This window comes from Arenibacter nanhaiticus (assembly GCF_900141935.1).
GTDB classification, from domain to species: Bacteria; Bacteroidota; Bacteroidia; order Flavobacteriales; family Flavobacteriaceae; genus Arenibacter; species Arenibacter nanhaiticus.
Genome location: NZ_FQYX01000011.1, coordinates 107,884 through 120,683 on the forward strand (window position 1 = coordinate 107,884; position 12,800 = coordinate 120,683).

Annotated in this window: 11 protein-coding genes; 8 read left to right on the forward strand and 3 right to left on the reverse strand. The window is 40.4% G+C overall.

From position 1 onward, the window contains the following. The first annotated feature begins 2 nt into the window (after positions 1-2). The 3 genes from BUA16_RS08875 to tsaB are packed head-to-tail and all read left to right on the forward strand — an operon-like array spanning position 3 to position 3,300. Positions 3-1,133, forward strand: a complete 1,131-nt coding sequence (locus BUA16_RS08875) for an efflux RND transporter periplasmic adaptor subunit (protein ID WP_072764394.1) — start codon at positions 3-5, stop codon at positions 1,131-1,133. A 45-nt stretch (positions 1,134-1,178) separates the two neighbouring features. Then, positions 1,179-2,609 (forward strand): TolC family protein, encoded by a 1,431-nt coding sequence (locus BUA16_RS08880; RefSeq protein WP_072764395.1) that lies wholly within the window; start codon positions 1,179-1,181, stop codon positions 2,607-2,609. Positions 2,610-2,628: 19 nt separating this feature from the next. Next, the gene (tsaB, locus tag BUA16_RS08885; RefSeq protein ID WP_072764396.1) at positions 2,629-3,300 is read left to right on the forward strand and encodes a tRNA (adenosine(37)-N6)-threonylcarbamoyltransferase complex dimerization subunit type 1 TsaB; all 672 of its coding nucleotides are present in this window, start codon (positions 2,629-2,631) and stop codon (positions 3,298-3,300) included. Here tsaB and BUA16_RS08890 read toward each other — a convergent pair. From BUA16_RS08890 to BUA16_RS08900, 3 genes are all read right to left on the reverse strand, one after another. Next, positions 3,297-4,130 carry a mechanosensitive ion channel family protein gene (locus BUA16_RS08890; protein ID WP_072764397.1) on the reverse strand — a complete coding sequence of 278 codons (834 nt, stop codon included), beginning with the start codon at positions 4,128-4,130 and terminating at the stop codon, positions 3,297-3,299. The two genes, tsaB and BUA16_RS08890, sit on opposite strands and share 4 nt — an antisense overlap. Before the next feature lie 161 nt (positions 4,131-4,291). Further along, on the reverse strand, positions 4,292-4,492 hold the full coding sequence (locus BUA16_RS08895) for a dodecin family protein (RefSeq protein WP_072764398.1): 201 nt from the start codon (positions 4,490-4,492) through the stop codon (positions 4,292-4,294). Between the two features lie 69 nt (positions 4,493-4,561). Beyond that, entirely contained in the window at positions 4,562-5,464 is a 903-nt protein-coding gene (locus BUA16_RS08900; protein ID WP_072764399.1) for a NifU family protein, read from the reverse strand. Between the two features lie 117 nt (positions 5,465-5,581). Between BUA16_RS08900 and BUA16_RS08905 the strand changes: the two genes are divergently transcribed. The 5 genes from BUA16_RS08905 to BUA16_RS08930 all read left to right on the forward strand — a co-directional run. After that, positions 5,582-6,574, forward strand: a complete 993-nt coding sequence (locus BUA16_RS08905) for a PorP/SprF family type IX secretion system membrane protein (protein ID WP_072764400.1) — start codon at positions 5,582-5,584, stop codon at positions 6,572-6,574. Between the two features lie 243 nt (positions 6,575-6,817). After that, a complete protein-coding gene (locus tag BUA16_RS08915) occupies positions 6,818-7,327 on the forward strand; it encodes a gamma carbonic anhydrase family protein (protein ID WP_072764402.1) in 510 nt (169 codons plus the stop codon). 117 nt (positions 7,328-7,444) lie between these two features. Further along, positions 7,445-8,329, forward strand: coding sequence for an ACP S-malonyltransferase (gene fabD, locus BUA16_RS08920; RefSeq protein ID WP_072764403.1), 885 nt, complete (start codon positions 7,445-7,447; stop codon positions 8,327-8,329). Positions 8,330-8,485: 156 nt separating this feature from the next. Beyond that, on the forward strand, positions 8,486-12,112 hold the full coding sequence (locus tag BUA16_RS08925) for an Ig-like domain-containing protein (RefSeq protein WP_072764404.1): 3,627 nt from the start codon (positions 8,486-8,488) through the stop codon (positions 12,110-12,112). Between the two features lie 257 nt (positions 12,113-12,369). After that, positions 12,370-12,800: Calx-beta domain-containing protein (locus BUA16_RS08930; RefSeq protein WP_143150479.1), on the forward strand; the 431-nt coding region annotated here is incomplete at its 3' end.

A 12,800-nucleotide genomic window follows, 5' to 3' on the forward strand; every position in this document is an offset into this window, starting at 1 on the left:
AAATGAACAAAATCTTGAAATATGTAGGGATCGCTATCTTGGTGCTGGGAGCATTATGGGCTGCGGCCTTTTTTGTGAAATCAAATAGTAAGTCGGCTATTACCTATGAAACTACAAATCCCTTTACCGCTAGTATCGAAAAGAAAACCGTGGCTACAGGGAAGGTAATTCCAGAGGACGAAGTAGAAATCAAACCTCAGATTTCCGGGATTATTGAAAAAATATATCTGGAAGAAGGAGCTGTGGTAAATGCCGGGGACCTGATCGCTAAAATTAAGGTGGTGCCCAACGAGCAATCCCTAAATCAGGCCCGGGGAAGGGTGAAAAATGCCGAGATTACCTTGAATAATACTAAAGTTGAGTTCGATAGAAACAAACAACTATTCGATAAAGGAGTAATCTCGAGCCAAGACTTTAATACGCAGAATTTAAGATATGATCAGGCCAAACAAGAACTCCAAAATGCCCGGTCCGATTATCAGATTATTCGCTTGGGATCGGCAGATGGTTCCTCAACAGCAAATACCAATATTAGGGCTACCGTAGCAGGGACAGTATTGGAAATCCCCGTGAAAGAAGGAGATCAGGTTATTCAAAGTAATAATTTTAACGATGGTACTACTATTGCCACCATCGCCGATTTGAGTAAAATGATTTTTGAAGGGAAAGTCGATGAAGGTGAAGTAGGGAAATTGGCAATTGGGATGCCCCTAAAAATAAGCCTAGGAGCCATTCAGGATAAGTCCTTTGATGCAAATTTACGCTTTATAGCCCCTAAAGGAATAGAAGAAGCCGGAGCGGTACAATTTAAAATCGAAGGGGATGTTACCGTAGAGGACGATTTTTTGATTCGTGCTGGGTATAGTGCTAACGCCTCCTTGGTACTAGAAAAGAAAAACGATGTATTAGTAATTCCCGAAGCCCTTTTGCAATTCGATAAAAAGACCGACGAGCCCTTTGTTGAAATAGAAATAGGAGATCAAAAGTTTGAACGCAAGGATATTGAAATAGGTATTTCCGATGGGGTGAATGTCGAAATTGTTTCGGGACTGACAAAAACTGACAAGGTGAAAGTATGGAACAAGACCGAACCGATTAAAATTGGAGACGATCAGGAAGAAGAAAGTAAATAATTAGGAACAAAACATTAATCTTAGAGATAACTAATACCTAGATAAATGAAGCTAAAATTAACAGCAACATTATCCATATTCTGTGTTGGAATAATGATGGCTCAAGAAAAAAAATGGACCTTGCGCGACTGTGTAGAGTACGCCTTGGAACATAATATTTCCATAAAGCAATCGGAGTTGGATTTGCAAAATGCCGATTTGGCCAAGGCCGATGCCAAAGGAAACTTTTTACCGACCGTAAACGCCAATGCTTCCCATTCGTGGAATATTGGATTGAACCAAAATATCACTACAGGGCTATTCGAAAATATTACGACCCAATATACCTCGGCAGGAGTTAATGTAGGGGTCGATATTTATAACGGCTTGCAAAACGTAAACCGATTGCGAAGAGCTAACCTGTCCATTCTGGCAAATCAGTACCGATTAGATAATATGAAGGACGATATTTCCTTGGCCGTAGCCAATGCCTATTTGCAGATTTTGTTCAATAGGGAATACCTAAACATATCCAAAGCTCAAATATCGGTGACAGAACAGGACCTAAAAAGAACCAAAGAATTGGTGAGTTCCGGTGTAGTTCCCAAAGGCGATTTGTTGGAAATTCAAGCCACGGCAGCCACCCAAGAACAACAAAAGATAAATGCAGAAAATGCCCTTCGATTGGCAAAAATATCTTTGGCCCAATTATTATTGATCCAAGAGTATGAAAGCTTCGATGTGGTCGATGAAGACTTTATGATTCCCTCTACCGTGATTTTGGACTATACTCCTAAAACAATTTATGAGAAGGCCTTGACGGTTAGAAATGATATTAAACTTTCTGAAGCCAATGTGGCCCTGGCAGAAACAGATATAAAAATAAGCAAGGGAAGCCTGTATCCTAGACTATCGGCTTTTTATGGTTATAATACCCGAGCCTCATACCAAGATATCGTTTCCGGAGCAGAACAAGACCCAGACAATCCCAACAGGCAAATAGGTGTGGTCCAAGAAACAGGGCAGTCGGTCGTAACGCCCAATTTTAGATCTATTATTTCTGGCCCCAATAATATCTTCGAGCAGTTTGGAGACAATGGCGGACATGGGTTTGGAGTGCAACTCGCAATCCCTGTTTTTAACGGCTTTGCCACTAGAAATAATGTCATGCGAAGCAAGGTAAATTTAGAGCGATCGAAACTTCAATTACAACAGGATAAGCTTAACTTGGAGAATACCATTAATCAGGCCTGGAACGATGCCATAGCTACTTATAAAGCTTATGAGGCTGCAGAGAAAACCCTAGAAGCGCGTAGCGAGGCTTTAAAGTATGCCAAGGAACGTTTTAATGTCGGCCTAATGAATTCCTTCAATTTTAGCCAGGCACAATCTAGAGTAGACAATGCCGCCGCAGAATTGATCCGGACAAAATATGATTATATTTTTAGGCTAAAAGTATTGGAGTTCTATTTTGGACTGCCAATTTCAATAAACTAACTTATATTTGTAGCCAATTATGGCTATCATTTTAAATTTAGAAACAGCAACGACCAATTGTTCGGTAAGTATCGCCAAGGATGGCGAACTAATAGTGTTAAAGGAAGATAATACTCCTGGATATTCACATGCAGAACAATTGCACATTTTTATAGAGGAAGCCTTGGTAGAGGCTTCCTTAACTTTTAAGGATATAGACGCTATTGCGGTTAGTAAAGGCCCTGGTTCTTATACCGGTTTGCGCATAGGAGTGTCCGCAGCAAAAGGACTTTGTTATGCCCTGGACCTGCCTTTAATATCGGTGCCTACCTTAGAAAGCTTGGCTTGCCAAGCAGATCGCACTGAAATTGAATACATCATACCGCTTTTAGATGCAAGGCGAATGGAAGTATATTCGGCTGTATTCGATCATAAAGGAACTGAAATTAGAGCTACCAAAGCCGAAATTATCAATGAAGAATCCTTCTCGGAATATAGCGCTAAAGGAAAGGTATTACTTATCGGAGATGGCGCAGAAAAGTGCAAGGAAATATTGAAGCATTCCAATTTTAATTTTCTTGCCGCTTCTCCATCGGCTTCGGAAATGAGTAGGTTATCAAATAAAAAGTTCAAAGCAAACGACTTTGAAGATGTCGCCTACTTTGAACCTTACTATTTAAAAGATTTTATTTTGCAGACCAAAAAGTCCTAAGACCCTTGGTGAATAACACGTTGTGGGAACGGGATATCTATACCTGCCTCGTCAAATCTAAGTTTTAATTCTTCCATTACATGGAAATGTGCAGCCCAAAAAACTGGCGTTTCTGCCCAAAATCGCAACGATAGGTTTACAGAACTATCCCCTAGTTCTGCGACAAATACTTGTGGAGCAGGATCTTTTAGGATGTCCTCGTTCTCGGCACATATTTGCAAGAGGATTTCTCTAGCTTGTTTAATGTTAGAGTTGTACCCGATACCAACAGTAATATTATCCCTTCTGGTACTTTGCGCATTGTAATTAATAATATTGTTGTTAGACAATTGTCCGTTTGGTATAATGGCAATCTGATTGCCAGCTGTACTCAGCTTGGTGGTAAATATGGTAATCTCCTTAACAGTTCCGTCAACACCTTGTGCGGATATCCAATCCCCCACCTTAAAAGGCTTAAAAACTAAAATCAATACTCCTCCTGCAAAATTGGCCAAAGAGCCCTGTAAGGCCAAACCAACGGCCAGACCCGCAGCACCTATAACCGCAACAAGAGAGGTAGATTGGACACCGAGTTGTTGAATGACAACTACAAATAACATTAGCTTTAAACCAATATTGATAAAGCTTTGCAAAAAGGACTCCAAAGAAGGGTCGTAATCGGTCTTTTGGAAGAATTTTTTAACCATTCGGTTAATAAATTTAATGACCCATAACCCTAATACAAATATTATGATGGCGGTTACTAAGGTGGTCACCGCTCCTGGGAGGTTTTCCCATAACCAAGTTTCTAATTGCTTAATGTTTTCTTCGTAATCTGAAATTAAACTCATATATGTTTTATTTTGTTAACGGTCAATAATATAATAATTAATGATTTTAAGACAAATATAAATTATTAAACAAATGTTAATAGTATTTATAAAATGTCACTTTAATAAAAAGCAAAAAAAAACGCCTTTCAAGGCGTTTTTTTGAGTACGGTTATGGACCGTTAATTTACTTCGAAAGTGATTTTTACATTCACTCTATATTGGTCTATTTTTCCATCTTTAACAGTAGCACTTTGCTCGTGCATATAAACGGATTTAATGTTTTTGACGGATTTAGAGGCGTGCGCAACAGCTTTCGCTGCGGCGTCCTCCCAACTTTTATCAGAATTCGATAATATTTCAATAACCTTTAGAACTGCCATAACGTAGTGTTTTAGATTTTCTTAAAGTTAGCAAATAAAAAAGAAAATTACTATAATAATTGTTGAAAATCAGCCATTTATAGAAACGACCTCGTTTACCTTATCTCCCATCATATTTTTTAGCATCGTTTCAATACCGTTTTTTAGGGTAAAGGTCGATGAAGGACAACCACTACAAGCACCTTGTAAAATAACGTTTACGGTTTTAGTGTCTTCCTCATAAGATTTAAAAAGAATGTTTCCTCCGTCACTCGCTACGGCCGGTTTCACATATTCTTCCAAAATATCTATGATTTGCTTGGAGGTATCGTCCAAATTCTCATCCTGTAATTTTGCTTTTGGTGCTTCGGTATTTTGTTTTTGAATACTGCCAGCAGAAACAACTTCCTTCCCGTCAGCCAAGAAATCCCTTATTTTTTCCCTTAATTCAAAAGTGATTTCTTCCCATTCCGCGACGTCATATTTATTGATAGAAACGTAGTTTTCATCAAAAAACACTTCCTTTACAAAGGGTAGCATAAACAATTGTTTTGCCAATTCCGAATCTTTGGCATCATCGATGTTTTTAAATTCGAAGGTGGTAGGGACAATTTTTTTGTTCGCTACGAACTTCATCACCGATGGGTTAGGGGTTACTTCGGCATATACGGTGACTGCAACTTTTTTGGTGCTTTCCGCTTCAATAACCACTGGTTCCCCAGCATTGAGATAATCTACCAATTGCTGGGCTACACTATCCTTAACATCATCCCATTCCACAATATTATAACGCTCTAGCCCTATAAAATTACCAGAGATATAAACGGTCTTGATAAAAGGCAGGTAAAATAATTGTTGTGCCAAAGGTGAGTTTTTGGCATCGTCTATATTTTTAAATTCGTAATTGTTATTCTTTGTGATGAAATGGTTAGTTTCAAATTTTAGTATCGCCGGGTTGTTTGTAGGAACAACAGAAATTATAAACTCCTTCATATGATAATTTTTCACAAAAGTACGAAGGATTTCTAACTAAACCCGCATATAATAATGTAGTTGTTCCTTCGTTATTAGTTATATATGATAGTAGTCATAAATTTCCCCAACCTTTAAATGAAACACTGTACTTTCATGTTTTTTTTCACCTTTACTATAGGCTTTATGTCTGTTGCCCAAGAAGGTGTGCCTGTTTATTTCGATTATCAATCGGATAACTATTTCCTGTTACATCCTTCCATGGCCGGAATAGGGGAAGGGACCAAAATTAGGGCAACCGTAAGACAACAATGGTTTAATGTAAACGAAGCCCCTAATTTACAAACATTAAATGCCCATTCTAGATTGGGGAAAAACACTGGTTTTGGGGTTATTGTTTTCAATGATGCCAATGGGTACCATTCTCAAACAGGATTAAAACTAGGCTATGCACACCATTTGCGATTTGGGTCCGATTTTAGGGTCCTACACCAATTGTCGTTCGGAATAGGAGTGGGGGGGCAACAAAGTTCATTGGATGAATCCGAATTTGTTTCCATAGAACCCGATCGGACTATTAGCGGCACAAAAAATAGCAAGAGCTATTTTAATACAGATATTGGTATCTCCTATAATTACTTAGAACTTTATGCGCATGCCACCGTTCTTAATGTTTTAGGGAGGGGTAGGGACCTTTATGCTGCAACCGAGTCTAACGACCTAAGGCGGTATGTGGGGTCTGTAGGGTATGTTTTTGGGAAAAGTGAATGGCAAATAGAACCCTCTATCTTATTTCAATTGACCGAATTTAATCAAGAAAAGACCATCGATATTAATACAAAAATCTATAAAGAAATGAATTTTGGAACCCTGTGGGGCGGAATTTCTTACAGAAGAAGCTTTGAAGGCACCGAAATCCAAACCGCCGATACAATGGGAGAACAGCGGCTACAATTAATTACTCCTTTAATTGGGGCCAACTATAAAAAAATTATGGTGTCCTATAACTATTCCTACCAAATGGGAGATATGAGGATCGATGACGGGGGATTCCATCAATTGACCCTAGGCTATAATTTTGGACAGGAGAAAAAAAGATACGATTGTAATTGCCCTGCAGTCAACTACTAATCAACGGTGCCCATAAGAACTCTCCTTCTTATTTTTATATTTAAAACATAAAAAGCCCGATAGCTAAAACCCAAGAAATAAATCCAATACTTTGAAGTTGGTGGAAATGCAAAGGGTATTTTTGATTGCTGGCTTTTAAATAGGAAGTATTTCTTGTCGTATTTTTGTAATGTTAGGGTTGGTAATATTTTAATAGGAACTACAAAGAGATATAAGCTGGCATAAACGATTAAATTTTCAAAAATGATTAAGACTATCAATGGAAAAACACCTCAAATAGGAGAGGATTGTTATATAGCCGAAAATGCCACTATTGTAGGCGAGGTAAGTATGGGAAGCCAATGCAGTATATGGTTTAATGCAGTGTTGCGCGGCGATGTACATTTTATAAAAATGGGGAATAAAGTGAACGTTCAGGATGGAGCGGTTATTCATTGTACCTATTTAAAGTCGCCCACTACCATCGGAAACAATGTTTCTATAGGCCATAATGCTATAGTTCATGGTTGTACCATTCACGATAACGTACTTATAGGAATGGGAAGTATTGTAATGGACGATTGTATTATCGAAAGCAATAGTATTATCGCGGCAGGAGCGGTGGTGACCAAAGGAACAAGAGTGCCCTCGGGTACTGTTTTCGCTGGAATGCCAGCAAAAAAAATAAAGGATATCAGTACCGATTTAAGCGCAGGAGAGGTCGATAGAATCGCAGATAACTATGTTAAATATTCTAGCTGGTTTAAAGAGTAATTAATTTTTTTAAACGTATAAATGCTGAAAATCACCGCAGTATTTGAAGGCTTTTACAATGGGCTATCTAATTTATCGTATTATTTATTAAGTTTGTCGCATCAAAAAATATAAAAAATGAACGCATATATATTTCCAGGTCAAGGAGCTCAGTTTGTAGGAATGGGGTTAGACCTTTATGAAAAGTATCCTTTGGCCCAACAATTGTTCGAAAGGGCAAATGATATTTTAGGGTTTCATATAACAGACTTGATGTTCGAAGGGACTGTAGAAGATTTAAAACAGACAAAAGTTACCCAGCCAGCCATATTTTTGCATTCAGTAATTATGAGTAAGGTATTGGGAGATCGCTTTAAACCAGATATGGTAGCGGGACATTCCTTAGGAGAATTTTCAGCCTTGGTAGCTAGTAATGCCCTAAATTTTGAGGATGGATTAAAATTGGTTTCTAAAAGAGCGCTGGCCATGCAGAAGGCATGCGAGTTGCAACCAAGTACTATGGCCGCTGTTTTAGGGCTAGAGGACGACCTTGTAGCGAAAATTTGTAGTGAAATACCAGGAGTTGTTGTTCCTGCTAATTATAATTGCCCTGGTCAGTTGGTGATTTCAGGAGAAATTGAGGCTATTAACCTAGCTTGTGAAAAATTAAAAGAAGCCGGAGCACGTAGAGCATTGGTTTTACCAGTAGGAGGGGCTTTTCACTCTCCATTGATGGAGCCGGCAAGAGAAGAATTGGCAGCAGCCATAGAAAATACAACTTTTAAAACGCCAAGCTGTCCGATTTATCAAAATGTACCTACCATAGGGGTAAAAGATGCCGAAGCTATTAAAGCAAATTTAATAGCTCAGTTGACTGCCCCGGTAAAATGGACACAAAGTGTTCAAAATATGGTAAAGGATGGCGCAACACTATTTACCGAAGTAGGACCAGGGAAGGTGTTACAAGGCTTAGTTAAAAAAATTCATTCTTCAGCAGAGACCATGTCTGCAGATCTTTCTTAAATAGAAGGTAACTTACTGTGTCATTCGTCTGATAAATAATGGTTTAGGCTTTTTTATTAGTGCGAATGACATTTTTTCAGTAATATTATTTAGTTCTTTTTTCATTTCTGCTTGCAATAATTGGTATTGGATTTCAATAAATTCAAAATTCAAGCTATGAACTCTAAAGGCCATAATATTGCTTTCTTTCCATTAAAGGGGATTATAGTAAAGGTTTTAATTGCTTTGGTGATATATTTTTTAGCAAGTCTAAAGATATATGGCCAAATTGATTGTTTGGTACCTCCTAATCTCAGTACCAACGATGCTGTGGTCTGCGATACCCCTAGTGTAGATCTAGATGCCTACGTCACCAACTCCCCACCTAATAACGAAACATTAATATGGAGTACAAGTCCGATAGCGGGCGTGAATGTGCTCTCAAATTCTGTAGTAAGTAGTCCTGGAGGTACCTATTATGCCTATTATAATGGGGCGGCAGCCGGTTTGGATTGCTATAATCCGCTAGCGGCCACGGCAGCAACGACCATTAGAGTGAGTTTTGCCAATACACCTTCTGTTGTATCGACAAGCCCTGGTGAAAGATGTGGTCCAGGTACTGTAAACTTATCGGCAACGAGCAATCCTGGGGGAGCTACTTTGAATTGGTACGACCTAAGTACTGGAGGTACCCTCTTAGGAACAGGTACAAGCTTTGAAACTCCAGAAATATCCAACACTACGGTTTATTATGTAGAAGCCTCCCAAAATGGTTGTACCTCGGAAAGAGAGGCAGTCGTAGCAACCATAAACAATATCCCAAGCATTAATAGTGTTAGCGGTGATAGCCGATGTGGGCCCGGAAGTCTTAGTCTCCAGGCTACCGCTAATTCGGTAACAGCGACCCTTAATTGGTACAATTCAGATATCGGAGGTACGCTTATAGGAACCGGAGACAACTTTGTGACATCAGAATTAAACGCCACTACTACCTTTTATGTCGAAGCTATAGAAAACAATTGTATTTCCGAGAACAGGACCGCAGTGGTCGCCCAGATATTGGAAGTGCCCACGATCAGTACAACCACACTGGGAGGACGCTGTGACCCAGGGTCGGTGCGCATCCAGGCCTCGGCGAGTAGCGAAACAGCCGAGCTGCAATGGTTCGATATGGAAATAGGAGGAAGTAGTTTGGCTACAGGAACAACTTTTGATACCCCTATTTTAACAACGACCACTACGTATTATGTGGAGGCCGTAGAAAATGGATGTACTTCCGACCGCATTCCCGTAACTGCGTCCATAAATACAACCCCAACCATTATCGCTACTAGCCCCAACGAGCGGTGTGGTTCAGGAGAACTTACCCTGGGAGCAACTGCCGATTCGGATACTGCAACCCTAATATGGTACGACGCTAGCAGTGGTGATAATATGTTGGGTGCTGGAAGCAGTTTTGTGACGCCAATAATTAATGTGACCACTACTTATTACGTAGAGGCTACAGAGAACGGTTGTACTTCTTCTATTCGAACCGCTGTAGAGGCTATTATAACTCCAATCCCAGCGATCAGTGAAACGGCACCCGCCTTTCGATGCGATATGGGAAGTCTTACCCTTGGGGCAAGATCAAACTCCTCCTCGGCAACCATAAATTGGTATGCCAACCCTAATGGCGGTCCTAGCCTTGGAACTGGCATTAATTTTATTACCCCTACCTTAACAAATAGCTCGACTTATTATGTGGATGCGACCGAAAATAACTGTACCTCCCCAACGAGAATAGCCGTTGAAGCAACTATAAATAATACTCCGGTGATCATCGAAACCGTGCCGGGCCAAAGCTGTGGCCCCGGATCAGTAACACTAGGCGCGACTGCCAGCTCGGCAACGGCTACTATATCGTGGTTTGATACACCAACAGCAACTAATAGTATTGGATATGGAAGCAGCTTTGTAACTCCTGCGATAACTACAACGACCACCTATTATGTGGAAGCGGCCGAAAATGACTGTCCTTCCTCCAATCGGGTTGCAGTAACCGCTACGGTCAATAGCCCGCCCTCGGCAGGAACGCCTAGGAATGCCTTGGCCTGTAATATCCCTGCTAATGGAGTTTCTGTAATAGATTTAGATAATCAATTGGTAGATGCAGATCAGGGTGAATGGTCCATCAGTGCTATGCCCAATGGGGGTAATATTACTATGGGCAATGGGAATAATGTCGATTTTTCGGGGCAACCTATGGGAAACTATAGGTTTAGCTTTACCACTTCTGGGGCAATGGCTCCTTGTACCAATGAAACCTCATTGGTAACAATCACGGTTTCGGATTGTGCAATTCCATGTAGGGCAGGGGATAGTGCGCCACTCCTGAATTCGACGCTGCCGTCACTATGTAATATTACCTCCGTAAACCTAAATGAATTTACCAATAGTATTCCCCCCTCAGGGACAGTGTTAACCTGGAGTACCGATGATCTAGATCTTACCGACACCAATTCGCATTTGGAAAATGCTACGGTGAGTTCCGATTTTCCGGGTTCCTATTACGGATTTTTCTATGATGCAGAAGCCAATTGTGCCAGTCCGGCCCTGGTGGTTACTTTAGATTTTCTTACTTCCCCAATAATAAATAGTACGAGTCCGGCTCAAAGATGTGGCGAGGGAAGCCTTGTTTTAGAAGCTGCCGCTAGCGAAGGTACCCTGCGCTGGTATTCACAAGCTGTTGGGGGAATAGCCATAGGAACTGGAAATAGTTTTACAACGCCCTCCATTAGCGTTACAACCACATTTTATGTGGAGGTTACCGACGATGATTGTAGCTCGGAAAGATCCCCCGTACTAGCCTCAATAGTAGCACCGCCATCAGCGGGAACGGCTACTAATATAGAGGCTTGTAATCTTTTAGATAGTTCAGGGCCTACCGTGGTTGCCCTCGATGAGCAACTTTCTGAGGCAGACCCAGGAAACTGGACCTTAACGACCGATCCATCTGCTGGAAGATTAATTATAGGCGATGGTAATATAGTAGATTTTGAAGGGATGCCAGAAGGGGACTTTATATTTACTTATACGACTAGTTCGGCAGAGGCCCCTTGCACGGAAGAGTCGACAAGTTTAACGGTGACCGTAGTCGATTGTTCGTTGGTAAACCAATATGATCTTGCTATTGAGAAACAGGTCGATATTGAGAATCCGATCGTAGGAAGCGAAATTGTTTTTACCATATCCTTAAGAAACCTAGGGCAGGGGACACTTGCCAATGTGGTAGTAAATGAATTTATCGGACCGTCGATCGGATTTCAATACCTATCCCATACCGCCAGTAAAGGAATTTATGATGTAGGAGCAGGGGTTTGGAATATTCCCGAAATTATGGGGGCTGAGGTGATAACCTTGACAGTTACCGTGAGCGTGCCGGAAGTGGGGACTTTTGAAAATATAGCGGTCATCACGGATTCTTTTCCTTCGGATAGTAATGCCGATAATGACCAAGCTTCGGTATTGGTCGAAGTGTTGAGGCGTTCCAATGATGAATGTGGATTTATGTATAATCAGATATCGCCAAACAGTGATGGAATTAACGATGTGCTGAGCATAAATTGTATAGAAGACTTTCCGAACAATACCTTGGAGATTTTTAATAGATATGGCTATAGTGTTTTTCTAGCAAAGAATTATACTAATAACTGGGATGGCAAAGGCCCCGATGGCAACTTGCCTAAAGGGACTTATTTCTATGTCTTAAATCTTGGAGATGGTTCTCGGCCACAAAAAGGGTGGATTCAACTCATCAGATAAGTCGCTTCTACTTCCAAAATTAAACCTTGGTAAGTGGGTATTGGCTAAAGCCTAGAAATGGAATATATAAGAAATTGCTGCAATACAGATGAGGTATATGAAGCTTTATATACAACTATGCAGTTTAGCGTTAAAACCCCTTGTTAACCCGATTTTTTAGAGGAATCATTGATTTTTTGCTATTATTGAGACCCCTACTTCCTTGATTATTATGGCCTTGCCGTGGTTTGAATTTTATTAGCTTGAAACGACTAGATATGAAATTAAGATCCCCCAATATTATTTTCGCCAACCCAACTATATCTCAGGTCTTAAAAAGATTTGCATCTTTATTGGTGCTAATGCTCTTGGCATTTTCTGGATATGGTCAAGATCCAATTAGTATAAGTGACGTGACCTTGGTTGAGGGGAATTCTGGTACCACTGCTTTTGAATTTACTGTAAGCGTCGATGGTGGCGGGAATGCTACCAATGAAATTACCTTCAACTATGCTACCGCCGACAATACGGCTACTCTAGCTAACGGAGACTATCAATCATCCATGGGCATTGGTACAATTCCATTGGGTAGTCCTAATACTACGGTTACTGTCCAAGTGAATGGTGATTTTTTTGTTGAACCAAACGAAGATTTTTTCGTTAATCTTTCTCTCCCTATCAATGCTACCATCACTGATGGGCAGGGAAT